This window comes from Rhizobium lentis, from assembly GCF_017352135.1.
GTDB lineage: Bacteria > Pseudomonadota > Alphaproteobacteria > Rhizobiales > Rhizobiaceae > Rhizobium > Rhizobium lentis.
Window position 1 is genome coordinate 1252058 of sequence record NZ_CP071454.1, and the last position, 23257, is coordinate 1275314.

A 23257-nucleotide genomic window follows, 5' to 3' on the forward strand; every position below is an offset into this window, starting at 1 on the left:
TCCGCTCGTTAACGGATTATTAATCATACGCCGGCGAGATTTAGGCAAGGAAATCCGATAATTCGGGCCGTATATAAACTATTAAGGTTAACAGGCGCGGGGATTGTCAGGGGAAAGCGGCCGATGCCGAGAGCTCAGGCAACCTTGTTGCGGCGACGCTGGACGGTGCGGCGGCCGATGCCCTGCTGCAATAGCGTGATATTCTGGGAAGGCACCGGCGGCGAAAACACGTAGCCCTGCACGAGATCGGTGCTGCGGTGCTTGTTGAGCAGCGCCAGCTGCTCATCGGTTTCGACGCCCTCGATGACGATCTTGAGGCCGAGCTCGCGCGCAAGATTGACCGTGCCGCGCAGGAGCTTGAGGCGACGGTTATCCTCGACGATGTTGCGCACGAAAGAGCGGTCGATCTTGACGATGTCGAGCGGCAGCGTGTCGAGATAGCTGAGGCTGGAAAAGCCGGTGCCAAAATCGTCGATCGCGATGGTGATGCCGCGGGCTCTGAGCTCCGCCAGGATGGCACGGACTGCCTGCGGCTCGTCGATCAGGCAGCTTTCGGTGATTTCGAGATGCAACCGCTCCGCGCCGAGCCCGGAGTGGGTAAGCGCATCGGCGACCACCGAGAGGATGTCGGCATCGCGCAGATCCCGCGCGGACAGGTTGACCGATACGGCGATGTGTTCCGGCCAGGTCATGCATTCGCTGCAGGCCTTGAACAGTACGAAACGGGTGATGTCGGAGATGATCCCCATATCCTCGGCGAGCTTGATGAAGACGTCGGGCGGGATTGCGCCTTTCGTCGGATGCACCCAGCGAGCCAGCGCCTCCGCACATTCGATCCGTGAGCCGTCGGCCCGGAACATCGGCTGGAAGACGAGATGCAGCGCCTGCGCCGAGACCGCGTCGCGCAGATCCGCCTTCAGTTTCTGTTGCTCGATATAGCGGCCATCCATCTCCCGCTCGAAGCCTGATATGCCGCCCTTGAAGCGCGACTTGCTTTCGAACAGGGCAAGGTCCGCCTTGACGCTCCATTCGTCCATCGCGAACGCATCGCCTTCGAGAATCGCATAACCGGCGCTGAGCGAAACGAGAAAAGTCACTTCGTCGACTTCGTAGTGGCCCTGAATCGCAGCGTGAACGCGGCGAATTTCGCGGTCGAGCGAGGCCTGCTCCTTCGCCTGCGGGAAAAACAGGATGAACTGATCGCCCATCAGTCGGCCGAGGATGGCATTGCCGCAAGCCTGCTTGATGCGGGCGGCGATCGCGCAGAGCAGATGGTCACCGGTCACATGGCCGCGCATGTCGTTGACATGTTTGAACTCGTCGATATCGAGCACCATGAAGCCGAGCGGCCCGTTCTTCTTCGGATACTTGGCAAAATACTCCTGCACCAGCTGCCCGAAATATTCCCGGTTGGGTAGGCCGGTCAGCGCGTCGAAGCGCACCATGTGCAGGATCTTCTGCTCCGCCTTCACACGGCTCGACACGTCCTCGAAGATCAGCACGGCGCCGCCATCGGCCCTGCGGCTGGCGGAGAATTCGAGCGACAGGCTCTCGGGAAAATGAACGAGCGTGCGCGACAGGTTACCTTCTGCCACCTGGGTGAGCTGGCGCAGAATGAGCTCCGGCTGCGAGGCATCCATGAAGCTGTAGCGCGCGCCGTAGCGCAGCACCGCGCCGAGGTCACGATCCTTCAGCCGCTCCGGCGCGCCGATCTTCAGAAGCTCGCAGGCCTTGCGATTGACCACCTGGATGCGGTTTTCGGCATCGACCATGACGAGGCCGTGCGGCATGTTGTTGAGCGCCGTATCGAAACGGTCGGCGATGATGGTGATTTCGCGGCGCGCAATGACGTTCTCATAGAGAAACTCGCGCACGCCGTTCGCCATGGCCCGCGTCGTCAGCCAGAAAGGAATGAGGAAGATCGACAGCACGCCGCGATAAAAATCCAGCGCCAGCAGGCTGCAGACGATCATCGGCAGGCAGCAGGAGAATGTCTGAAGATCGACCGCGAGGCGCGAACCGTAGTTGCGGCCGACGACCGAGACCATGGTCGCCATGGTGACGGCAATGCAGGCAAGCTCTGCAAAGGAATCGTGAACGACGAAGATCGCGTAACCGCTGGCGATGCCGAGCAATGCCGTCGTGCAGGCCGCCCCGGCAACCAGAATCCGCTCCCAGCGCTGGATTCCGGCGCGCGACAGCGCGGCCTTGTCGACGCGATCGAACTGGCGGAAGATGGCCATTCGCACGCTGAAAACCAGGAGGAAAGCGGCAGAGAGCAGGATGTAGACAGAAGACTGTGTTTTGGCAGCGACGGCGAGGCATGTCGCCACATGGACGACCACACCCGCAAGAAGCGTCATGCGGTTCCCGGAAAGGGAGCTCACAAACGACAAATACACATCGATAGGGACCCTGTTCGGGTTATCTGGCTTCATCCACACTTTCCCTGTGCGCGGGGATTCTAAGCCCAACCCTTTAAAAATTGATTTCAATCGAATCCAACATTTGGTCAAATTTTCTAAAACCACAGGATGAACAGTACAGCCTGCGCGAGATAATGCATCCACTCGGCGAAATTAGGGGAATAATTTATCCACGCCTAGGTTGTCGAAATATAGATTGGCCATACAGGCCTGCCCTTTGCACCTTAGACTATGCTCTAACGCAAGGCATTTATCCTTCCAATTTGAAAGGCCGTGGTCTACACCGATTCCAAAGAGGGAAAGCTGCCGAAAAAGGCAGGGCAAAAGACAAGGGGAACGAATGTCGGCACTTCTGGCAGCAAGCCGGTTGATCGACGCGATCAGTCGGATCATGGGCAAACTTTCCGAATATATGGTCCTGTTCTGCTGCCTGATCAGCGCCGGAAATGCCATCGTCCGCTACGCCTTCAACTACAGTTCGAACGGTTGGCTCGAGATCCAGTGGTATCTCTTCGCCTTCGTCGTCCTGCTCGGCGCATCGCACGCGCTGAACAACAACGAGCATGTCCGCGTCGATCTGATCTATGGCGCGGTTTCCGACAGGGCGAAGATCTGGATCGACATCTTCGGCCTCATCTTCTTACTCCTGCCAGCATGCATCTATCTCGCCTGGCTGTGCTGGCCGTTTTTCGCCCTGTCCTATCAGCAGGGAGAGATATCGGGCAATGCCGGCGGCTTGATCCGCTGGCCCGTCAAACTGATCCTGGTCGCCGGTTTCGCGCTGCTTTCTCTCCAGGGCGTTTCCGAGCTGATCAAGCGGATCGCAGCGTTGACCGGCACCATCGAGATCGACACGACATACGAAAAGCCGCTGCAGTAAGGCGGATCGGGAGGAACAGATTTGTTTGACTTCGGCATCATCCCGCCGGCGATGTTCCTGGGCATGGTCGTCTTCATGCTCTACGGCTTTCCGGTCGCCTTTTCGCTCGCCGCCGTCGGCCTGTTCTTCGGCATCATTGGCATCGCCACCGGCCATTTCAGCGAAGCCTTTCTGCACAACCTACCGCTGCGCTTGTTCGGCATTATCTCCAACGACCTGCTGCTCGCCATCCCCTTCTTCACCTTCATGGGCGCAGTGCTGGAGCGCTGCGGGCTCGCCGAGGATCTGCTCGAAGGCACCGGCAAGCTCTTCGGGAGGATACCCGGCGGCCTGGCCTATGCCGTCATCCTCGTCGGCGCCGTGCTTGGCGCGATCACCGGCACGGTGGCGGCCTCCGTCATCACCATGGGGGTGATCTCGCTGCCGATCATGTTGCGCTACGGTTACAGCCCGCGCCTTGCCACCGGCGTCATCGCCGCCTCCGGCACGATCACGCAAGTCATCCCGCCCTCGCTCGTGCTCGTCGTTCTCGCCGATCAGCTCGGCAGGTCGGTCGGTGACATGTATCTCGGCGCAATCGGCCCCTCGATCCTGCAGGTGACGATCTTCGTGCTCTTCATCCTGGTCATGTCGATCATCCGCCCGAAATCGATGCCGCCGCTTCCGAAAGAGGTGCGCGGCGACTTCAACTGGGCGCTCCTGGCGAAGGTGCTGATGGGCATGGTGCCCTCGATCGTGCTGATCTTCCTCGTGCTCGGCACGATCTTCATGGGCCTTGCCACGCCGACGGAAGCTGGCGCGCTCGGCGTCGTCGGCGCCATGGCGCTGGCAGCCTTGAACCGCCGCCTCACCTGGCCGCTGATCCGCGAGGCGATGACCTCGACCACGCACATTACATCGATGGTGGTGATGATCCTGATCGGCTCCACTTGCTTCAGCCTTGTCTTTCAGGGGATGGATGGATCGCGTTGGATCGAGCACATGCTCTCGGGCATTCCCGGCGGCCCGGTCGGTTTTCTGATCTTCGTCAATATCTTCATTTTCATCCTCGCCTTCTTCCTCGATTTCTTCGAGATCGCCTTCATCGTCATACCGATGCTCGCGCCGGTCGCCTCCAGTCTCGGCATCGACCTGATCTGGTTCGGCGTGCTGATCTGCGTCAACATGCAGACGAGCTTCATGCATCCCCCCTTCGGCTTCGCGCTCTTCTACCTGCGCTCCATCGCCGGCAAGGAGGTCAAGACCTCGGATATCTACATGGGTGCGCTTCCCTGGGTCGGCATGCAGATCATCCTGGTGGCAATCGTGATCTTCTGGCCGGAATCGGTCACCTACTGGCTGGACCGCGGCCCGAAGGTAGACCCGAACACGATCAAGATCGAAGTACCGGGCTTCGGCGGTCAGCTCGGCCTGCCACCGGTGGGCGGCGGCAACGGCTCGCCGCAGATCCCGGGCCTCACCCTGCCGCCATTGAACGGCCTGCCCGGAGCACCGGCACCCGGCAAATAGAGTGGAAAAGAAAACCCCCGGACTGAAGATCCGGGGGTTTCGTCATCAGCTGGATCGAGCGCCAGCGAAAGCTTTAAAGCTTGCCGGCCCGCTGCTGGATCATCATGAAGGTATCGAACGTGTATTCCGAAAGCTGCATCCAGAGATAGGCATCCCGCTTGAAGGCGGTCTGGTCTTCGTAGATCTTCTTGAAATACTGGTTCGTGCCGGAGATTTCGCTGTAGATGCCGGTCGCCGCCTGGAAGCAGGCTTCCATGATCTCCTGGCTGAACGGGCGCAGTGTCGCGCCTTCCGCAACGAGCTGCTTCAGCGCCGTCGGGTTCTTCATGTCGTACTTCGCCAGCATGTTGGTATTGGCGAAGGCGCAGGCATCGGTAAGCGCTGCCTGATAATGCTTCGGCAGGTTGCTCCATTTTTCCAGATTGAAGAATGCATGCACCGTCGGGCCGCCTTCCCACCAGCCCGGATAATAGTAGTATTTCGCCACCTTGTGGAAGCCGAGCTTCAGGTCGTCATAGGGACCGACGAACTCGGCCGCATCGATCGTGCCCTTTTCGAGGGCCGGGTAGATGTCGCCGCCGGCGATCTGCTGCGGGACGACGCCGACCTTCTCCATGATACGTCCGGCAAGGCCGGCGATGCGCATCTTGACGCCCTTGAGATCGTCCAGCGTATTGATTTCCTTGCGGAACCAGCCGCCCATCTGCGCCCCGGTATTGCCGGCCGGCAGCGCGTACATACCCTGCGTGGCGTAGAACTCGTTCATCAGCTTGTTGCCGTTGCCCTCGTAGAACCAGGCATTGGTCAGGCGGCTGTTCAGCCCGAACGGGATGGCCGTTCCGAAAGCATAGGCCGGATCCTTGCCGACAAAATAATAGGAGGTGGTATGGGCTGCCTCGACCGTGCCGGCGGCCACGGCATCGACGGCCTGCAGGCCTGGCACGATTTCACCGGCTGCGAAAGGCTGGATCGTGAAATTGCCGTCCGTCGCGGCGGCGACATGCTTGGAGATGTCCTCCGCGCCGCCATAGATCGTGTCCAGGCTCTTCGGAAACGATGACGTCATACGCCATGCGATCTTCGGATTCTCCTGCGCGATCGCAGGCGCTGCCAATGCCGTTGCGGCAACCGCTCCGGCGCCGGCGGTCCCCGCCTTCTTGAAAAACGAACGACGATCCATCAAAAACCTCCCGTATAGATGGCGCTGCGCGGCGATCTTCACCCCACCCGCAGCAAGGGCAAACCTAAGCATGGCAAAGGTCGCGATTCAAGCTTTAGTCTATTAGCCTTTGGCATCAAGACGGCAATAAGGCAATACGAACACGCCCATCAAAATCAGCGGCTTAGCGTCTAACCCGGCGGGACATGGGGCCGCTTTCGCCGCAATTTGGCCACCGCACGCAGCCAAGCGTTGACTTGGCGGCCGTTCTGGCGCCAAAAACGGCAAGCACAGAGATTTTCACCGGGGCTGATATGACGAAACCGATCGTTGCCATTCCTGCCGATATCCGCAGTTTCGACGGCGCGACCTGGCATGCCGTGCAACATCAATATCTCCGTGCGGCATTGAATGCGGCCGGCGTCATGGCCTTCATCATCCCGGCCTTCGAGGCAGGCTACGATGCCGACGCGATCCTAGACCGTGTCGACGGCCTTCTGGTTTCCGGCTCGGCCAGCAACGTGCACCCCTCGCTTTACGGCGCCGAGGCCACCGAAAGAGACGGCCCCTTCGACCCCGCCCGCGACGCCACCAGCCTGCCGCTCATCCGCCGCGCCATCGACCGCGCCATCCCGCTGCTCGCCATCTGCCGCGGCATTCAGGAGCTGAACGTCGCTCTCGGCGGCTCGCTGGCAAGCGAGATCCACGAGGAACCCGGCATCTGGGATCACCGCCGGCCGGAAGGCGTCGACCGCGACGGCATGTACGCCATCCGCCAGACTGTTCATATCAAGGCAGGTTCCTGCATCGCAGACATTCTCGGCCCGGGCGATATCCGCGTGAATTCGCTGCATCGCCAGGCGATCGCCAGAACCGCACCCCGCCTGCAGGTGGAAGCCACCGCCGAAGACGGCACGGTCGAGGCCGTTTCCGTGATCGATGCCAGGGCCTTTGCCGTCGGCGTGCAATGGCATCCCGAATATTGGGCCGAAACCGACGCGGCATCGAATAGGCTGTTTGCCGCCTTCGGCGGCGCCGTCCGCAGCTACGCTGCCGGCAAACTGCCGGTTATAACGGCACAGGCGAGCGCCTAAGAGGCGCCTGAGCTCAATCTCGCTTGGCTTTTTGCGGTGTCTCCGGCACCGGCGTCAGCGCTGCTCCCTTCTCGAACCAGGCGATGAGATTGTCGGCGACGAGATCGGCCATGGCATTGCGCGTCGGCACGGAGGCGGAGGCGACGTGCGGCAGCAGGACGGCATTTTCGGTCGCAAGCAGATCGGACGGCACGGACGGCTCTTCATAAAAAACGTCGAGGCCGGCCGCACCGAGCGAGCCTGATGCGAGAGCTGCACTCAGCGCCTCTTCATCCACCGTCCAGCCGCGGCCGACATTGACGAGAATTCCGTTCGCACCGAGAGCGGCCAGAATATCGGCATCGATCGTCTTATGCGTCTGCGGCGTCTTCGGAACGATGGCGATCAGTGTGTCCACCGCCTCCGCCAACCCCTTCAGCGACCGGTAATAGTCGTAGGAGACGTCGGCATGGCGCGATCGGGTATGGTAGCTGATCTTCACCTTGAACGGCTCCAGCCGTTTGGCGATTTCGAGGCCGATGCGGCCAAGGCCGTAGAGCCCGACATGACGGCCCTTGAGCGAGAAGCGGGACAGCGGATACGACGTGCCCGGCTTCCAATTGCCTTCGCGCAACCAGGCTTCGGCCCGCGGCAACTCGCGGATCGTGTTCAACAACAGGCCGACCGCCGTATCGGCAACCTCGTCGTTCAGAACGTCTGGCGTATTGGTGACGACGATGCCCTTTTCGGCCGCGCGCTTTACGTCCGTGCCGTCATAACCGACGCCGAAACTGGCGATCACCTCGACGCTAGGCAACTGGTCCATCCAGGCACCGGCAAAAGCGCCGGAGACGGCGACGCCGCGGATGCGGCCGGCGGTCTCCCCGTCGAGCGCCAACCTTTCCTCGCGGGGGACGGCGATGATCTCAAAACGATCCTTCAGCCTTTCGAGTACACGCTCGTGTATCTTCCCAGGAACGAGAATGGCGATGCGGGACATGGCTTTTCCTCCTGGACGGGTCTGGTTCAGGCGCGGGGCCGATGGGGACTGGTCGACTGGCGGATACGCATTTCCGGCTTGATGAGATGCATGCCGTCAGGTTCGTGGCTGCCGGCAAGTCGATCGAGAAGCGCGCGCGCAGCCAGGCGGCCGACTTCGGTCTGGCCGTTCCAGACGGTCGTCAGCGCCGGCGTAGCGATCGAGGCCTCCTCGAGATCGTCATAGCCGGTGACGGAAATATCGCGACCCGGCACAAGGCCGGCGCGGGCGATGCCGTTCATGAGGCCGATTGCGACGAGGTCGTTCCAGCAGACCGCCGCCGTCGGTTTCTGCGGCAGGGAGAGAAAATGCACCGCCGCTTCGAAACCGCCCTGTTTCGAACGGGGACCGGGGATGCGCAGGTTCGGATCGACCTCGATGCCGGCCTTGCGCAGCGCATTGACATAGCCCTGGTAGCGGTCGCGGCCGGTGGATGTCTGGTCCGTGCCGCCGATCATTGCAATCGAGCGGTGACCGAGACCGATCAGGTGGTTGGTGGCAAGCGAAATGCCGTAGCTGTCGTCACCGCGATAGGTTGGCAGCTCCAGACCCTCCATCGAGCGGGCGACGAGGATCGCCGGCATGCCGTTTTCTTCCGCCAGTTGCAGATCTTCCGGCGGCGTGCCGATCGCCGGCGACATGATGACGCCGTCGCCGCCGAGCTGCAGGAGCGTCTCGATGAAGGTGCGCTGCTTTTCGACATTGTCGTAATGGTTGGAAAGAATGAAGGTGTGACGGCTGCGATCGAGCTCGCTTTCGATCGCCTTCAGGATCTCGCCATAGAACGGGTTCATGATGTCGTGAACGACGACGCCGATGATGCCGGAGCGCGAGGTGCGCAGGCTGGCGGCACGGCGATTGTAGATGTAGCCGAGCGCGCGCGCCTGCTCCTTGATCTTCTCCCGCGTGTTGCCTGCAACCAGCGGACTGTCGCGCAAAGCGAGCGACACGGTCGCCGTTGAGATCCCGAGCGTCTCGGCGATCGTCGAAAGCTTGATCTTCTGGACCACGTGTCCTCCTCCAGGCAGCACGCAAGACAGCAAGACCACGCTGGAAAACCGGCGCGGCCTTAAAATGTTTAATTAAAAGATTTAACCGGCGGAGGCAATTGGTCTTTTCAGGGAATTTTCAGTCTTCGTCCGGCTCTTCGATGGGAAGCGCTTCGGCCTGCAGGTTGGCATCGATCGCTTTCAGCAGGCGAACAAGATTGCGGATTTCCTTTTCTGAGAATTCCTGCGTCGCCAGTCTGTCGCAGGCCGAAGCCGCCATCTCGATCGCCCGCACGCTGTCGCGGCCAAGCGGAGTGAGGTAGACCTTGGTGAGGCGCGCATCCTCAGCATCGGGTTTGCGCTCAAGAAAACCTTGCGCCTCCATGCGACCGATCGTCCGCGTCATCGTCGGCGCTTTCACTCCGAGCTTTTGGGCAAGACCGCCCGCCGTCATGCCGTCGCTTTCGGCAAGCGAGAGAATGACGCCGTCCTGACCGGCGTAGAGGCCGCTTTCGAAAAGGTTGCGCGAGAGCGCCGTACGCATGGAACGAGCCGCCTGGGTCAGCGCTGGCGAAAGGTCGACGAGCGTATACTCCGTCTGGTCTTTCTTCTTGGACTTGCTCTTCTTGCCGTCCTTATGCTTCTTTCCCATAGCCATCCCTTTGATCTTTAAGCCCCGAAGCCGCTGCGATATGACATTGCCCATGATCTCGTCATAAACAAGAGGCAACAACCGGATGACGACGCCTTCACCCCACTTCGACGACAGCGGCTCGGTCGAGGCCCCTGGCGGAGAGCGCCTGATCGCGGTGCTGCCGCTTGGCGCTCATGAGCAGCACGGCCCCCACCTGCCCTTCGAAACCGACACGCTGATTGCCGAAGGCATCGCCGGACGATTGAAGATGGCCTTGCGCGACGGCTTGTCGGCCACCTTCCTGCCCGCCGAATCGGTCGGCTACTCCATAGAGCATATGGATGTTGAAGGAACGAAGACGCTCGCCTTCGACGAAGCGGTCAACCGCTGGCTCGGCATCGCCGAGGAGCTGGCGAAGCAGGGAATCCGCAAATTCGTAATGCTGAACGCCCATGGCGGCAATTCGCCTCTCATATCAATCGTCGCGACAGAGGCGCGGGTCCGTTTTGCCATGCTGGCAGTGGCGACGAGCTGGACCCGTTTCGGCCTGCCTGATGGCGTGATTGCGCCGGAGGAAAAGGCGATCGGCATTCATGGCGGCGATATCGAGACCTCAGTGATGCTGGCGCTTCATCCCGACAGGGTCGATATGACCAAGGCGGCGGATTTCCCCTCGCGGCAGACGGAATTCGCCGCTCGCTTCAAACACCTGCGCGCCTACGGCCCGCACGCCTTCGGCTGGAAAATGTCGGATCTCAACAGATCAGGCGTTGCAGGCAATGCCGCGGCTGCGACGGCTGAAAAGGGCGAGGCGCTGATAGCGCATGCGGTGAAGGGACTGGTGGAATTGCTGGAGGATATCGATGCATTCGACATCACGCAGCTCCGGTGAAATGGGTGATCTGCCCGGTGCAGATGATGTGATCTTATAACATTATAAAATCCTTTGAACTGCCGTGCCCATGCCATTATATGAGACCAACCGTTCAAGCAGCCGATCCCCAGCCGTTCGGCCGCAGGCCTAATCCTAGAGGTTCTCATGACCGACGCGATCTCCACACAGAAGCCCATTCCCGTCACCGTGCTCACCGGTTATCTCGGCGCCGGCAAGACGACCTTGCTCAACCGCATCCTCTCGGAAAATCACGGCAAGAAATATGCGGTCATCGTCAACGAGTTCGGCGAAATCGGCATCGACAACGACCTCATCGTTGAGTCCGATGAAGAAATTTACGAAATGAACAATGGCTGCGTCTGTTGCACGGTGCGCGGCGACCTGATCCGTGTCGTCGAAGGCCTGATGCGCCGCCCCGGCCGCTTCGACGGCATCATCGTCGAGACGACAGGTCTTGCCGATCCCGTGCCGGTCGCCCAGACCTTCTTCATGGACGACGACGTGCGCGCCAAGACCGAGCTTGACGCTGTCGTTGCTCTCGTCGACGCCAAGCACCTGCCGCTGCGCCTGAAGGACAGCCGCGAGGCCGAGGACCAGATCGCCTTCGCCGACGTCGTCGTCATCAACAAGAGCGACCTCGTGAGCCCCGAAGAACTTGATGTGATCGAAGACATCGTCCGCGCCATCAACCCGGCCGCCCGTGTCTACAAAACCAGCCGCTCGGGCGTCGATCTCGCCCGCGTGCTCGATCAGGGCGCCTTCAACCTGGAACGCGCGCTCGAAAACGATCCGCATTTCCTCGAACACGGCCATGATGATCATGTCTGCGGACCGGATTGTGATCACGACCACCACCATCATGACCATGATCACGATCATCACGGTCACGATCACCACCATGGCGCCCATAACCATGGGGCGATGTCAGCGATCCACGATGTAACGGTGCAGTCGGTATCGCTGCGCGGCGGCCAGATGAATCCGGAGCGTTTCTTCCCCTGGATTCAGAAGGTCACGCAGACGCAGGGACCGAACATTCTCCGCCTCAAGGGCATCATCGCCTTCAAGGACGACCCCGAGCGTTACGTCGTCCAGGGCGTGCACATGATCATCGAAGGCGATCATCAGCGTCCGTGGAAGGAAGGCGAGAAGCATGAAAGCCGTCTCGTCTTCATCGGCCGCGATCTCGACCGCGAAAAGCTCGAGGCCTCCTTCAAGGCCTGCGAGGCAGCCGCCTGATGCCGACAGTTGCACCGCTTGATCTCGACGGCCACATTCTGGCCGTCGAATTTTTGGGTGATACCCCCTTTTTCGCAAACGCAAACGGCACCTTTCATCGGCTGGACGGCGGCGAGAGGGTTTCAGAAGCCCATCAGGGCATGCTCACCGCGATCCGTGATCCATATAGCGACAGCCTGATCTCCGGCGGCGAGGACGGCAAGGTTCTGCGCATCGCCGCCGACGGCAGCGTCCGCGAACTCGCGACTGCGCCGCGCAAGTGGATCGCGCAGGTCGCGGCCGGCCCGCAAGGAGCCGTTGCCTATTCCTACGGCAAGAGTTCGCTCGTCCGCCTGGCCGATGGCACCACCAAGGAATTCCCGGAGGAACGCACGGTCGAGGGCATCGCCTTCGCGCCGAAAGGCCTGCGCATCGCCGCCGCCCGTTACAACGGCGTATCCCTGCACTGGGTCGGCATGAACGCCAAACCGGTCGATCTCGAATGGAAGGGCGCCCATACCGCCGTCACCTTCTCGCCTGATGGTAATTTCCTCGTCACCTCGATGCAGGAAAACGCCCTGCACGGCTGGAAGCTCGACAGCAAACCTGGCGCCGAGGCCCGCCACATGCGCATGACCGGCTATCCCGCCAAGGTGAAATCGCTTTCCTGGTCGGTCAAAGGCAAATGGCTTGCCTCCTCAGGCGCGCCCGCAGCCATCGTCTGGCCCTTCCAGGGCAAGGACGGGCCGATGGGCAAGGCGCCGCTGGAGCTCGGCACCCGTGCCAATATCATGGCGACCGCGGTAAGATTCCATCCGCTGGAGGATATTCTTGCCATCGGCTTCGTCGACGGCATGATCCTCGCCGTGCGCATCGCCGACAGCAAGGCAGCCCTGCTACGCCGCCCCGGCAAAGGTGCGATAACGGCGATGAGCTGGAGTGCAAACGGCAAGCTGCTTGCCTTCGCCTCTGAAGCCGGCGATTGCGGCGTCGTCGATATCTCGGCTTAAGGCCGCGTTGCCGGCAATGAACGACCCCCTGGCCAAAGCTGAAATCGTCGCACTTGGCGCCAGCCACATGCAGGCGGCAGCACGGATCAGGCGTGTCGCCCTATGGCAGCGGCTGCCCTGGCTGCCGGTTCTGCACAGGCCGGAAGAGGAAGAGCAGTACTGGCGCATGCATCTGCTGCCGAATCGCGCGATTCTCGGCGCCGCCGTGGAAAACAAGCTCGTCGGCGTCATCGCCTATGGCGACGATTGGATAGAGCAGCTTTATGTTCTCCCCGATTTCCAGGGTATGGGCATCGGCTCCCTGCTTCTCGGCTGCGCCAAGGAGGAGATGGACGACATCAGACTGTGGACGTTCCAGCGCAATACGGGCGCCCGCGCTTTTTACGAGCGGCACGGTTTTACCGCCGAGGAAGAAACCGACGGCCTCGATAATGAGGAAAAAGAACCGGATGTGTGTTATCATTGGCGCCGGCTTCCAGAGCCGACGCCTGGCCTGTCTGGCTAGAACATCGGACCGCCTGTATATCGGGCTTGCCGAATGCGCTGGCCAAGCGAACATGTGACCCGCGAAGCATCGCCTTCGCTGCGGCTGACAGAGGAAAAGGGAATGCCGAAATCGACCGGCCTCGATTTGGCCGAGCAACAGCCGCCGCCTTTGAGCGACGCATCCGTCTGGGCCGTCATCCGCGCCGAGGCGGCCGAGCTTGCCGCACGCGAACCGATATTGCGGCGCCTGCTCACCACCGAGGTAACGGACGCGACCGGCGATCATGAGATCATCGCCCGTGTTCTGGCCGCGCGGCTTTCCGTCACGCAGGTGGAAACGGGCAATCTGTTCGATCTCATCCTGTCCACCCTGAACGACGATATCATGCGCAAGGTCGAGGCCGATCTCATTGCCGTGCGCGAGCGCGATCCGGCCTGCACGACATTTCTGCACGCGCTTCTGAACCTCAAGGGGTTTCATGCGCTGCAGACGCACCGCATCGCCCATGCGCTCTGGAACGCCGGCCGGCTGGAAATCGCTACCTGGCTCGCCAATCTGGCCTCGCTGGTCTTCGGCCCGGATATACATCCGGCCGCACGGATCGGCGCTTCCATCATGCTCGACCACGGCTCGGGAATCGTCATCGGCGAAACCGCTGTCATTGAGGATGAAGTGTCGATCCTGCAGAATGTCACGCTCGGCGGCACCGGCAAGGAGACGGGCGACCGTCATCCCAAAATCCGCCACGGCGTCATGATCGGCGCGGGCGCCAAGATCCTCGGTAATATCGAAATCGGCGCCTTCAGCAAGATCGCCGCCGGCAGCGTCGTGCTGAAACCGGTCCCCGAACATTGCACGGTCGCCGGCGTGCCGGCTGCCATCGTGCGCATCCACCGTGCCGATGAGATCCCGGCCGAGACCATGGACCAGAATATTTAGGTTAAAGACGCGCGGCGCGTCGTCAGGTCGCCCGCACCGCGCCGATGATGTCCGCCAGCAGGCCGTGCAGCAGGTCCCTGTAGCCGTTTCGGGCAGAAGGGCCGCTCTCTTCCGACGTCATGACAACGGTCAGATCGAGCGACGGCACGATGTAGAGCATCTGACCGCCATAGCCCCAGGCGAAATGCACCTGCTCGCCGCCGATCTGCCGTGCGAACCAACCATAGCCATATTCATCGCCGGAGAAATACGAGTTGGTGCGATGTTGCCACGACCGGGAGATCCAGTCGGCGGGCACCACCTGCTCCCCTTCCGGCGTGCGTCCACCGTTGCGATACAGCTCGCCGAAGGCAAGCAGGGACCGAGCGCTCATCGCCATCTGATTGCCGCCGAGATAGATGCCCTGCGGATCTCGCTCCCATGCCTCGATGTGGAAACCGTCGACCGGGCCGAGCCATTCGCGCGCCAAGGCCAGCGTCGAACGACGTCCGACCTTGGTCAGAATGGCTGAAAGCAGATGCGTGGACGCGGTGGAATAGAGCATTTCCCCACCCGGCCGATCGACAAAGGGCTGTGAGAGGGCGAAGCGCACCCAGTTGTGTGAGGAAACCCAGCGGCCGTAATTCGGTCCCGACATGCGGGCGAGCCCGGCTTGCATCGAGAGAAGGTGGCCGATGGTGATGTCGTTGAGGCGCGGGTCGGGCGCTGCGGGAAGATCGGCCTTCAGGATCGGCGCGATTTTCTGGTCTGGTCCATCGAGCAAGCCTTTGCTGATTGCTATACCGACTAGCGCCGAAATGATCGATTTCGATGCGGACTTGATATTGGTCGATTCTGATGGCGAATGGCCATGGAAGCCACGTTCGGAGAGAACGCGTCCGCCGCGGGCGACAATCACCGTCTTTAGTGCCCGCATCGCCGGGTCGCTCGCCGCCAAATCGAGGCGCGGACCAAGCCCGGTGACGGCGAGGGCCGTGCTCGGGGCAACGGCCGGCGCCGAGGCGGCAAGCGACAGGGAGAAGAAAAGCAGAAGGGAGAGAACGCGGATCATGCCGCGCAAGATAGGATATCGCCGCGGGATGTTCGCGGGCCGGCGGCACATTTCACGCGATTGTGTTGCCGTGTGTACCGGGCATCCGGTGATCCCGCCGCGAGCCCGCTAAAAAGACAATCCGCGCCGCAACCTGGCAGGCCCGCCTGCCTCCATGGTCAAGCGGCGCGGACACCGTCGGCCGAGGGAAGGACCCTCAACCCCGGCCGACTGGTCGCACAGCCTCAGGCTGCGCGGCGAACCGGCGCGCCGGCCAGCATGCGCCCCGAGGGAACGATCATGCCGGCCGCGCCGTCAAGCCAGCCTTCCGTGAGCTCGAGCGCAAGAAAGCGCGAGCGTTCGAACGGACCCGGCATGACAAGATGGCGAGCTTTTTCGGCGAAGAAGCCGAAGCGCTCGTAATATGCGGCATCGCCGACTAGCAGGACGGCGCCATGCCCGCGGTTTTTAGCTTCGAGGATCGCCGCGCGCATCAGCGCCGAGCCGATGCCCTTGCCGCCGTGATGAGGCGCAACGGCGAGCGGGCCGAGCAGCAGCGCATTGATCGGCGTACCTTCATCATTGACGCCGGCCTCGATGTTCCAGAGCCGCACCGAGCCGATGACATGGCCGTCGCGATCGCGCGCAACGAGGGCAAGGCCTTCGGCCGGAATCCGGTTGCGGCGGATCTTCTCCGACGATTTCTTGCGGCGATCCGGGCCCATGACCCGGTCGAGCAGATTTTCACGGGCGACGACATCCGACGGATTTTCGGCGTCGATGGTGAAAATGGAGGGCGCAAAGAATGCGCGGACAGAATCAAGAACAGCGGCCATCTTGGCCTCCCGTACCCAATACCGTTATCAGCGGTGATGAGGAAAATTGTGAGCTTGCCGCCCCGACTGGTTACGGGGCCGGCGGTAACGACCTTAAATGACGTAGGCCTTCAGCGGCTCGAAGCCGTTGAAAGCGACCGCCGAATAGGTCGTCGTATAGGCACCGGTGCCTTCGATCAGGACCTCGTCGCCGATCGAAAGAGAGATCGGCAGCGGATAGAGGTTCTTTTCATAGAGCACGTCGGCCGAATCGCAGGTCGGGCCGGCGATGACGCAAGGCTCCATCTCGTCGCCGTCGTGCCCCGTGCGGATCGGATAGCGGATGGCTTCGTCCATCGTCTCGGCGAGACCGCCGAACTTGCCGATGTCGAGGAAAACCCAGCGCGCATCGTCATTGTCCGACTTCTTCGAAATCAGCACGACTTCCGCCTTGATGACACCGGCATTGCCGACCATGCCGCGGCCCGGCTCGATGATCGTCTGCGGGATCTGGTTGCCGAAATGCGTGCGCAGCGCCTGGTAGATCGACTTGCCGTACGCTTCTGCGGACGGAACGTCGCGCAGATACTTGGTCGGGAAGCCGCCGCCCATGTTGACCATCTGCAGATGGATGCCCTGCTTGGCAAGCGAGACGAAGACGCGCTTAGCATCGGCGAGCGCCGAATCCCAGGCATCGACCTTGGTCATCTGCGAACCGACATGGAATGAGACGCCGTAGGACTGCAGGCCGAGCTGATGAGCGTAGACGAGAACGTCGACGGCCATCTGCGGGACGCAGCCGAACTTGCGCGACAGCGGCCATTCAGCACCTTCGCCATCGGTCAGAACGCGGCAGAAGACACGGGCGCCGGGAGCGGCGCGCGAGATCTTCTCGACTTCCTCGTGGCTGTCGACCGCAAAGAGGCTGACGCCGAGCGCATGTGCGCGAGCGACGTCACGCTCCTTCTTGATCGTGTTACCGAAGGAGATGCGGGCGGCGGTCGCACCGGCTTCGAGCGCCATTTCGATTTCAGCAACAGAGGCGCAATCGAAATTGGAGCCAAGGCTGGCGAGCAGCTTCAGCACTTCCGGGGCCGGATTGGCCTTGACGGCGTAGTAGATGGCGCTATCCGGCATCGCGTGGCGGAAGGCATGGAAATTGTCGCGCACGACATCGAGGTCAACCACGAGGCAGGGACCGTCGGGACGTCGGGTTGCGAGAAAGTCGCGGATGCGCTGGGTGGTCATATCGATTCCCTCTTCCAGTTCCAGAGCTCCGGCGTGAACCGGAGGACAAAGGGCATACGAGAACCTGCATTGGAACCAGCCGGTGGAGACCCCGGAACCATAGCAAGCGCTCGATGCGCGGATAATGAACCAACGCCGCGAACGCGGTGTAAGTTCGGCTTTGTCTGCCATGGATTGGAGGGAGAATCCCAACCGCACTTCCGGCAATGATGGTGTGCCTCTTCAGTAACCCCCGCTGATGGAAAGCAGGGAGAGAACAAAAAGGCCCGCACCGTCGTTGCTTCAGGCGTCCTCGCATTTTCCGGTTGGCCGGAATAGCGACTGGAGGGGTTAATTCCAGGTACCTTACCGATTTCCTCACCAATTCGAGGGTTCGGCGGACACCCATGGGCACGTGCGACTTTGGGCTGAGTGGGAGATAAGAATATTTGCCTTCATAATCAAGCGATTTTTTGATCTTGGGGTCAAAAAAATAATTGAACAGGGCGCCCCAATTTGTTCAACGTTCTGAAACAGTTTTGGGAAGCGCCATGGATACCTTGACGCGCATACGCGCCTTCATCGACGTCGTCGAAGCCGAAGGCTTTTCCGCCGCCGCGCGGCGCACCGGCCGCTCCAAGGCGCTGCTCTCCAAATATGTGCGCGAGCTGGAGGATGAGCTCGGCGCCCTGCTGCTCAACCGCACCACCCGGCAGTTCTCCATGACCGAGGCCGGCCACACCTATTATCGCAGCGCCTCGGATATTCTGAAAGAGATCGACAACCTTGCCGATCTCGTGCGCGAAAACAATGCGCAGCTGAAAGGACGGCTGCGCATCTCCGTCCCCCGCACCTTCGTCGACGCCGACGTCGGCCAGTCGCTGATCGATTTCGCCAGCGAGAACCCGGACCTTTCGCTGGAGATCGCCGCCGACGACCGATTCGTCGATCTGATCGAGGAAGGATTCGACGTGGCGATCCGCATCAGTAAGCTCGAAGATTCCGGCATGATTGCCCGCAAGATTTCCGATTTCCGCGTCCACCTCTGCGCCACCCCGGATTTTCTCGAGCGCCATCCCGATCTCGGGCATCCGAGTGACATTTCCAGCCTTCCCTTCATCGTCGATACCAATTCACGCACCCAGGGGAGCATCCGCTTCTATAATCCTGACAACACCACCTTCGCCGTCGCCGTCTCCGGGCCGATAGAGGTCAACAGCCCGCACGCGACGTTACGCGCGGCACTCGCCGGCATCGGCATCGCCCTCATTCCCGATTTCATCGCCCGCAAGCCAATCGAAAGCGGCGAACTGGTGACGCTGTTCAACGATTACATTCCGACCGACCGCGGCATCTACGCCGTCTATCCGCACCGACGCTATCTGCCGGCCAAGGTGAGGATCTTCGTCGATTACTTGCATAACTGGTTCAAGAAACACCCGTGAGATTGGGCGGCAAGACCGGCCAGGCCGGAAGATGGGGTGGTCCCGATTGGGATCCGCCGGCGAGCCGGTCCCAATTCCGTCCCAATTTCTGGCAAGAACACGGGTCGAGCGAATAAGGCAGCAGGACGCATGAACAAATCCATACCACTGATGACCGCGCTTCTTTCGCTGGCGCCGGCAACCGCCTTTGCGCATCCGCACATCTTCGTGGAGGCGCGGCTCGAAGTCGTGGCCGGCGCTGATGGCAGCATCGAGGAACTGCGCAATGTGTGGCGCTTTGACGAGGTCTTCTCCTCCTCGGTGGTCATGGATTTCGACAAGAACACCGATCTGAAGCTGGAGCCGAACGAACTCGCGCAGGTCGGCAAAACGGTGAAGCAGTCGCTTGCCGATTACGACTACTACATGAACCTGACGATCAACGGCAAAAACGTCACCGTCCAGCAGCCTGACATCATCCATGTCGACTATAAGAATGGCCAGCTTCTGATGTTTTTTGCGGTCAAGCCGGCCGAGAAGTTGCCGCTCAAGGGCAGGCTCACCTTCGGCGTCTACGATCCGACGCTCTATACATCGATCGACTTTCCGACAGACAACGAACTCGCAACGGTCGGCGACAGCTTCAAGGGCTGCAAACACCAGGTCGTAAGGCCGGATGCCGACGAGGTAATCTCGCAAAACAAGCAGTCGCTGACGGACGCCTTCTTCACCGACCCCACCGGCACCAACATGTCCAAACTCTTCGCCACCCGGCTGGAGCTCACATGCGGATGAAACGGCCGTCCCTCATCTTTCCCGCAGCACTCCTCACGCTCCTGACGGCTGCAAGCCTCGCCCATGCACAATCTCCGCTCGGCATCGGCTCGGCCGAACCGAGTTTTCAACCGACCGGCGGGCCGCTCGCGCCGCTTTTGCTCTACGTGAACCATGAACAGCAGGCCTTCTACCGGGCTCTGACCGATGCGTTGAAGGGCATGCGGGAGGATCCGTGGCAGCTGACGTCGCTGGTCGGCCTTTCCTTCGCCTACGGCGTCTTCCATGCCGCCGGCCCCGGCCACGGCAAGGCGGTCATCTCCTCCTACATGATCGCGAACGAGGTCGAACTGAAGCGCGGCGTGGTGATTTCCTTCATTTCGGCTTTCATTCAGGGGGCAGTCGCCGTGGCCTTGGTCGGCGGCGCCTGGCTGGTGCTGCGCGGCACCGGTATCACGCTGACGACGGCGACCCATGCGATGGAAATCGCAAGTTTCATCATGGTCATCCTCTTCGGCGGCTGGCTGCTGTTCCGCAAACTGCGTTCGATGGCGGGCAATCTGCCGCGCCGTCGGCTGTTGGCGACGCCGGTCGGTCCGGTCAGCATGATGCTGGATTGGAAGGACAACGCGGCCGAACGCCAAACCTATATCTTCAGCGGCAAGGCACAGGCCGTGGGCGCCGGCCACAGCTTCGTTCCCGGCATGGCCTGCGAGACCTGCGGCAATACGCATGTGCCTGATCCGGCCCTGCTCGCCGGCGACAGGTTCAGCGCCCGCGAGGCCTGGTCGGCAATCGTGGCCGTCGGCCTTCGCCCCTGCTCCGGTGCGCTTCTGGTCATGACTTTTTCACTGCTGAACGGCCTCTATCTCGGTGGCATGCTGTCAGTCGCCGCCATGTCGCTCGGCACCGCCATCACGGTGTCGGCACTCGCCACCGTCGCCGTCACCGCCAAGGGTGCTGCCGTGCGCCTCTCCGGACGCGGCTCGAGGGCCTCGGTCTGGGTCGGCAACGCCATCGAAATCCTCGGCGCCCTGCTCGTCATCCTGATGGGCGTCCTGCTGCTCGGCGCTTCACTACAAGGTTAGCCATTCCAGCAAAAGTGCGAAGCGGTTTTGCGTCCGGAATTGCGCAATTCTGCAGGTCTATTTTCCCCTGCCCCGCTGATAGCGCGCCCGCAGCCAGAAAACCGCGAAAAACGCCATGATCAGGCAGACGCCGACGGCAATTGCCAGCGTCGGCGAGAAATTGCCGATCCATAGAACGATGGTCGGCAGGAAATAGAGGACGAAGCCGGCGCCAAGCAGGATGAGGGCGGCGGCGATCGCCTGCGAGCGGCTCTCCGGGCTCATACGAGCCTTTCCTTTTCCAGATCGGCGCGGATATCCTGCAGACGTCGTATCTGGCCGCCGGCGGCGTTGAAATTTTCGGGCGAAAGCCAGGCCTCGAAAGCATCGTTGATCAGCGGCCATTCGGCATCGATCATCGAGAACCAGGCGGTGTCGCGGTTGCGATGCTTGGAGATCATGTGCTGACGGAACACCCCTTCGAAGCTGAAGCCGTAGCGAAGGGCCGTCGTTTTGCTTGCCTCGTTCTTGTTGTCGCACTTCCATTCGTAGCGGCGGTAGCCGAGATCTTCGAAAACGTGCTTGGCCATCAGGTAATGGGCTTCGGTGGACAGCGGCGAACGGCTCATCTCTGGACCATGCGCCACGCCGCCGATCTCGACGACGCCGTTTGCCGGGTCGGCGCGCATATAGTTCGCCATGCCGACAATTTTGCCTGTGGCATTGTCGCGGAAGATATGGGTGAGCCAGCCGGACTTGCTATAGACGCTGTCCAGCCAGTTGGCGAAATCGTCGATGCCGGAAAAGTCGTCCTGCGCGAAATAGAGAAGCAGCGGATTGATCCCCATGCCGCCGAGCCCGTCCCACAGCGCCTCGAGATGTTCCGCGCGCCGATAAGGCTCGACAGTGATGAAACGGCCCTTCAGCGTGACCGGCTTCGGCGCCGGGCAGCCCTTGAAATTTGCAAGATCGCGCATGCTCACTCCCCTTGTCTAGGAGTGGATAGGCCAGCCGCCCGATAAAGGCAACCGGCCTGGATGCTACTGTGACAAGGTAGCCTTGGCGGAGGACACCGTCGCTTCGATATGGTCAACCAGTTGATCCGCGAGGCCGAGCCGGCCCGCAAGCAGATCGAGATAACCGCGCTCGGCGCGCGAATCCGGTTCGATGGTGAGCCGCGAGGCAGTGTAGAGCTCGACGCGCTGTTCTTCGGTCACCGCCGCTTTGACGAGCGCGTCGATATCCGTCGGCGACGCTAGCTCGCGCTCGATGAAGGCCGCGGCCTCGCCGCTGACATCGGCCGCCTTGATCTTGTCCATGATCAGGGCGCGTTCGGCGTCGTCGATATGACCGTCGGCCTTGGCGGCTGCAATCATCGCGCGGATCAGCACCAGTACGAATTCGTTGCTGCCGGCGGGCGATGCCGGCCCGAAACCGGATTCGGCCGGCGGCGGCAGGAGAACCGGATTGTTTGCCGAGGGCGCATCCGAGGGGGCTGCGGGTGCCTGGCCTGCCTGGTAATTCTTGTAGGCCTGGTAGCCAAGGCCGGCGATCGCGGCAAGACCGCCGATCGCCAGCGCGTTGCCGGCAATACTGCGGCCGGTCTTGGTGCCGAGCAGCACGGCTGCGATCGCGCCGGTCTTCATCGGATTGTTCTTTGCCGTCTGTACCGCCTCGCCCGCCCTGTCGCGGACCGAACCGCCGAGACCCGGCACCTGCGAACCCAAGAACTGGTCGAGAAGCTTCTTTGCGTCGAACATTCCTCGTCATCTCCTGTTTGAGGCCGGAGGAGAACATAGGTTTGCGACGGCTGAAATACAAATAGGAGGGCGCGGGGATTGCGCCTGATGCTCATCCCCGCCCGTCTGACCTCAGGCCTTGAGCGCGGCCGCCTCTGCCGCAAGCCTGGTAATCCCTGCCCAGTCGCCGGCTGCAACCAATTCCTTCGGCGCAACCCACGAGCCGCCGACGCAGACGACGTTCGGCAGCGAGAGATAATCCCTGGCGTTCTTCAACGAAATGCTGCCCGTTGGGCAGAACAGCGTGCCGGCGAGCGGCGAAGAGAGCGCCTTGAGATAGGCGGCGCCGCCGGCCTGCTCGGCCGGAAAGAACTTCAGAACCTGATAGCCTTCTTCGCGCAGCGCCATCACTTCGCTGGCGGTCGCAGCCCCCGGAAGCAGCGGCACGTCAGAATCGGCGGCGGCTTCGAGCAGCTCCTGCGTCGTGCCAGGGCTAACGATGAATTTCGAACCGGCCTCGACAGCCGCCTCCCAATGGGCGGCATTCAGGATCGTGCCGGCACCGACTTCGGCGCCCTCGACCTCGGCCGCGACGGCGCGCACCGCCTCGAGTGCCGCCGGTGTGCGCATAGTGATCTCGATTGCCTTCAGGCCGCCCGCCACCAGCGCGCGGGCCAGCGATACGGCCGACTTCGCGTCCTCGACGATCAGGACCGGAACAACCGGCTGCAGTTTCAGGATGGAAAGAAGCTTCTCTGTTTTCTCGCCCATGGCCGTGCGATTTCCTTGAAACGATTGAATTCGACCCGGAATAACGCCCTCTCAGAGGCTTGTCGAGATAAAACCAGATCGTATGACAAGATGGGTAGGAAATGCGTGGAAATTGGGCTACCGTGCCTTGACCGTCACAAAAGGTTCATCGG

Annotated in this window: 23 protein-coding genes; 11 read left to right on the top strand and 12 right to left on the bottom strand. The window is 61.5% G+C overall.

Annotation, left to right across the window (positions count from 1 at the left end):
* Window positions 1–134: 134 nt before the first annotated feature.
* Window positions 135–2438: a putative bifunctional diguanylate cyclase/phosphodiesterase gene (locus tag J0663_RS06025; RefSeq protein ID WP_207243553.1), complete on the bottom strand. Its 2304-nt coding sequence runs from the start codon at window positions 2436–2438 to the stop codon at window positions 135–137.
* A gap of 328 nt (window positions 2439–2766) precedes the next feature.
* Between J0663_RS06025 and J0663_RS06030 the strand changes: the two genes are divergently transcribed.
* Together J0663_RS06030 and J0663_RS06035 are read left to right on the top strand one after the other, a co-directional pair.
* A complete protein-coding gene (locus J0663_RS06030) occupies window positions 2767–3306 on the top strand; it encodes a TRAP transporter small permease subunit (RefSeq protein ID WP_207243554.1) in 540 nt (179 codons plus the stop codon).
* A gap of 21 nt (window positions 3307–3327) precedes the next feature.
* The gene (locus J0663_RS06035; RefSeq protein ID WP_207243555.1) at window positions 3328–4815 is read left to right on the top strand and encodes a TRAP transporter large permease; all 1488 of its coding nucleotides are present in this window, start codon (window positions 3328–3330) and stop codon (window positions 4813–4815) included.
* A 73-nt stretch (window positions 4816–4888) separates the two neighbouring features.
* On the opposite strand, the gene J0663_RS06040 is transcribed toward J0663_RS06035, so the two are convergent.
* Window positions 4889–5995 carry a TRAP transporter substrate-binding protein gene (locus J0663_RS06040; protein WP_207243556.1) on the bottom strand — a complete coding sequence of 369 codons (1107 nt, stop codon included), beginning with the start codon at window positions 5993–5995 and terminating at the stop codon, window positions 4889–4891.
* A 293-nt stretch (window positions 5996–6288) separates the two neighbouring features.
* Between J0663_RS06040 and J0663_RS06045 the strand changes: the two genes are divergently transcribed.
* Window positions 6289–7068 (top strand): gamma-glutamyl-gamma-aminobutyrate hydrolase family protein, encoded by a 780-nt coding sequence (locus J0663_RS06045; protein ID WP_207243557.1) that lies wholly within the window; start codon window positions 6289–6291, stop codon window positions 7066–7068.
* Window positions 7069–7081: 13 nt separating this feature from the next.
* On the opposite strand, the gene J0663_RS06050 is transcribed toward J0663_RS06045, so the two are convergent.
* From J0663_RS06050 to J0663_RS06060, 3 genes are all read right to left on the bottom strand, one after another.
* Entirely contained in the window at window positions 7082–8047 is a 966-nt protein-coding gene (locus tag J0663_RS06050; protein WP_207243558.1) for a 2-hydroxyacid dehydrogenase, read from the bottom strand.
* Between the two features lie 26 nt (window positions 8048–8073).
* Window positions 8074–9096: a LacI family DNA-binding transcriptional regulator gene (locus tag J0663_RS06055; protein ID WP_064708677.1), complete on the bottom strand. Its 1023-nt coding sequence runs from the start codon at window positions 9094–9096 to the stop codon at window positions 8074–8076.
* Window positions 9097–9214: 118 nt separating this feature from the next.
* Complete coding sequence (locus J0663_RS06060) at window positions 9215–9727, bottom strand: MarR family winged helix-turn-helix transcriptional regulator (protein WP_207243559.1); 513 nt, start codon at window positions 9725–9727, stop codon at window positions 9215–9217.
* A gap of 85 nt (window positions 9728–9812) precedes the next feature.
* Here J0663_RS06060 and J0663_RS06065 point away from each other — a divergent pair, with 85 nt between their 5' ends.
* From J0663_RS06065 to cysE, 5 genes are all read left to right on the top strand, one after another.
* Entirely contained in the window at window positions 9813–10601 is a 789-nt protein-coding gene (locus J0663_RS06065; RefSeq protein WP_207243560.1) for a creatininase family protein, read from the top strand.
* A 147-nt stretch (window positions 10602–10748) separates the two neighbouring features.
* Window positions 10749–11843, top strand: coding sequence for a CobW family GTP-binding protein (locus J0663_RS06070; RefSeq protein ID WP_207243561.1), 1095 nt, complete (start codon window positions 10749–10751; stop codon window positions 11841–11843).
* The gene (locus J0663_RS06075) at window positions 11843–12832 is read left to right on the top strand and encodes a WD40 repeat domain-containing protein (RefSeq protein ID WP_207243562.1); all 990 of its coding nucleotides are present in this window, start codon (window positions 11843–11845) and stop codon (window positions 12830–12832) included. The genes J0663_RS06070 and J0663_RS06075 overlap by 1 nt, the downstream gene beginning before the upstream one ends.
* A 16-nt stretch (window positions 12833–12848) precedes the next feature.
* Complete coding sequence (locus J0663_RS06080) at window positions 12849–13337, top strand: GNAT family N-acetyltransferase (protein WP_207243563.1); 489 nt, start codon at window positions 12849–12851, stop codon at window positions 13335–13337.
* Window positions 13338–13439: 102 nt separating this feature from the next.
* Window positions 13440–14258 carry a serine O-acetyltransferase gene (gene cysE / locus J0663_RS06085; protein ID WP_207243564.1) on the top strand — a complete coding sequence of 273 codons (819 nt, stop codon included), beginning with the start codon at window positions 13440–13442 and terminating at the stop codon, window positions 14256–14258.
* Window positions 14259–14280: 22 nt separating this feature from the next.
* Here the strand turns inward: cysE and J0663_RS06090 are convergent, their stop codons facing one another.
* The 3 genes from J0663_RS06090 to odc2 all read right to left on the bottom strand — a co-directional run bounded on the left by J0663_RS06090 (window position 14281) and on the right by odc2 (window position 17351).
* Entirely contained in the window at window positions 14281–15309 is a 1029-nt protein-coding gene (locus J0663_RS06090) for a serine hydrolase domain-containing protein (RefSeq protein WP_207244448.1), read from the bottom strand.
* 224 nt (window positions 15310–15533) lie between these two features.
* Window positions 15534–16124, bottom strand: coding sequence for a GNAT family N-acetyltransferase (locus tag J0663_RS06095; RefSeq protein ID WP_207243565.1), 591 nt, complete (start codon window positions 16122–16124; stop codon window positions 15534–15536).
* A gap of 93 nt (window positions 16125–16217) precedes the next feature.
* The gene (odc2, locus tag J0663_RS06100) at window positions 16218–17351 is read right to left on the bottom strand and encodes an ornithine/lysine decarboxylase (RefSeq protein WP_207243566.1); all 1134 of its coding nucleotides are present in this window, start codon (window positions 17349–17351) and stop codon (window positions 16218–16220) included.
* A gap of 530 nt (window positions 17352–17881) precedes the next feature.
* Here odc2 and J0663_RS06105 point away from each other — a divergent pair.
* The 3 genes from J0663_RS06105 to J0663_RS06115 all read left to right on the top strand — a co-directional run bounded on the left by J0663_RS06105 (window position 17882) and on the right by J0663_RS06115 (window position 20616).
* The gene (locus tag J0663_RS06105) at window positions 17882–18775 is read left to right on the top strand and encodes a LysR family transcriptional regulator (protein WP_207243567.1); all 894 of its coding nucleotides are present in this window, start codon (window positions 17882–17884) and stop codon (window positions 18773–18775) included.
* A 129-nt stretch (window positions 18776–18904) separates the two neighbouring features.
* Entirely contained in the window at window positions 18905–19549 is a 645-nt protein-coding gene (locus J0663_RS06110) for a DUF1007 family protein (RefSeq protein ID WP_207243568.1), read from the top strand.
* Window positions 19540–20616, top strand: coding sequence for a nickel/cobalt transporter (locus J0663_RS06115; protein WP_207243569.1), 1077 nt, complete (start codon window positions 19540–19542; stop codon window positions 20614–20616). Before J0663_RS06110 ends, J0663_RS06115 begins: the two co-directional genes overlap by 10 nt.
* 57 nt (window positions 20617–20673) lie before the next feature.
* Here the strand turns inward: J0663_RS06115 and J0663_RS06120 are convergent, their stop codons facing one another.
* From J0663_RS06120 to J0663_RS06135, 4 genes are all read right to left on the bottom strand, one after another.
* Window positions 20674–20880: a hypothetical protein gene (locus J0663_RS06120; RefSeq protein WP_207243570.1), complete on the bottom strand. Its 207-nt coding sequence runs from the start codon at window positions 20878–20880 to the stop codon at window positions 20674–20676.
* Window positions 20877–21572, bottom strand: a complete 696-nt coding sequence (locus J0663_RS06125; protein WP_207243571.1) for a GNAT family N-acetyltransferase — start codon at window positions 21570–21572, stop codon at window positions 20877–20879. Before J0663_RS06125 ends, J0663_RS06120 begins: the two co-directional genes overlap by 4 nt.
* A 63-nt stretch (window positions 21573–21635) precedes the next feature.
* On the bottom strand, window positions 21636–22355 hold the full coding sequence (locus tag J0663_RS06130) for a tellurite resistance TerB family protein (RefSeq protein ID WP_207243572.1): 720 nt from the start codon (window positions 22353–22355) through the stop codon (window positions 21636–21638).
* A gap of 111 nt (window positions 22356–22466) precedes the next feature.
* Window positions 22467–23105, bottom strand: a complete 639-nt coding sequence (locus J0663_RS06135) for a 2-dehydro-3-deoxy-phosphogluconate aldolase (protein WP_207243573.1) — start codon at window positions 23103–23105, stop codon at window positions 22467–22469.
* Window positions 23106–23257: the final 152 nt, after the last annotated feature.

Excerpts from the sequence above, each read along its gene's own strand:
- J0663_RS06075 (WP_207243562.1), top strand. The coding sequence starts at position 11,843 with ATGCCGACAGTTGCACCGCTTGATCTCGACGGCCACATTCTGGCCGTC.
- J0663_RS06080 (WP_207243563.1), top strand. The coding sequence starts at position 12,849 with ATGAACGACCCCCTGGCCAAAGCTGAAATCGTCGCACTTGGCGCCAGC.
- J0663_RS06090 (WP_207244448.1), bottom strand. The coding sequence starts at position 15,309 with ATGATCCGCGTTCTCTCCCTTCTGCTTTTCTTCTCCCTGTCGCTTGCC.
- J0663_RS06130 (WP_207243572.1), bottom strand. The coding sequence starts at position 22,355 with ATGTTCGACGCAAAGAAGCTTCTCGACCAGTTCTTGGGTTCGCAGGTG.
- J0663_RS06065 (WP_207243560.1), top strand. The coding sequence starts at position 9,813 with ATGACGACGCCTTCACCCCACTTCGACGACAGCGGCTCGGTCGAGGCC.
- J0663_RS06105 (WP_207243567.1), top strand. The coding sequence starts at position 17,882 with ATGGATACCTTGACGCGCATACGCGCCTTCATCGACGTCGTCGAAGCC.
- J0663_RS06120 (WP_207243570.1), bottom strand. The coding sequence starts at position 20,880 with ATGAGCCCGGAGAGCCGCTCGCAGGCGATCGCCGCCGCCCTCATCCTG.
- J0663_RS06040 (WP_207243556.1), bottom strand. The coding sequence starts at position 5,995 with ATGGATCGTCGTTCGTTTTTCAAGAAGGCGGGGACCGCCGGCGCCGGA.
- odc2 (WP_207243566.1), bottom strand. The coding sequence starts at position 17,351 with ATGACCACCCAGCGCATCCGCGACTTTCTCGCAACCCGACGTCCCGAC.
- J0663_RS06025 (WP_207243553.1), bottom strand. The coding sequence starts at position 2,438 with ATGAAGCCAGATAACCCGAACAGGGTCCCTATCGATGTGTATTTGTCG.
- J0663_RS06095 (WP_207243565.1), bottom strand. The coding sequence starts at position 16,124 with ATGGCCGCTGTTCTTGATTCTGTCCGCGCATTCTTTGCGCCCTCCATT.
- J0663_RS06050 (WP_207243558.1), bottom strand. The coding sequence starts at position 8,047 with ATGTCCCGCATCGCCATTCTCGTTCCTGGGAAGATACACGAGCGTGTA.
- J0663_RS06030 (WP_207243554.1), top strand. The coding sequence starts at position 2,767 with ATGTCGGCACTTCTGGCAGCAAGCCGGTTGATCGACGCGATCAGTCGG.
- J0663_RS06115 (WP_207243569.1), top strand. The coding sequence starts at position 19,540 with ATGCGGATGAAACGGCCGTCCCTCATCTTTCCCGCAGCACTCCTCACG.
- J0663_RS06045 (WP_207243557.1), top strand. The coding sequence starts at position 6,289 with ATGACGAAACCGATCGTTGCCATTCCTGCCGATATCCGCAGTTTCGAC.
- cysE (WP_207243564.1), top strand. The coding sequence starts at position 13,440 with ATGCCGAAATCGACCGGCCTCGATTTGGCCGAGCAACAGCCGCCGCCT.
- J0663_RS06135 (WP_207243573.1), bottom strand. The coding sequence starts at position 23,105 with ATGGGCGAGAAAACAGAGAAGCTTCTTTCCATCCTGAAACTGCAGCCG.
- J0663_RS06110 (WP_207243568.1), top strand. The coding sequence starts at position 18,905 with ATGAACAAATCCATACCACTGATGACCGCGCTTCTTTCGCTGGCGCCG.
- J0663_RS06060 (WP_207243559.1), bottom strand. The coding sequence starts at position 9,727 with ATGGGAAAGAAGCATAAGGACGGCAAGAAGAGCAAGTCCAAGAAGAAA.
- J0663_RS06070 (WP_207243561.1), top strand. The coding sequence starts at position 10,749 with ATGACCGACGCGATCTCCACACAGAAGCCCATTCCCGTCACCGTGCTC.
- J0663_RS06125 (WP_207243571.1), bottom strand. The coding sequence starts at position 21,572 with ATGCGCGATCTTGCAAATTTCAAGGGCTGCCCGGCGCCGAAGCCGGTC.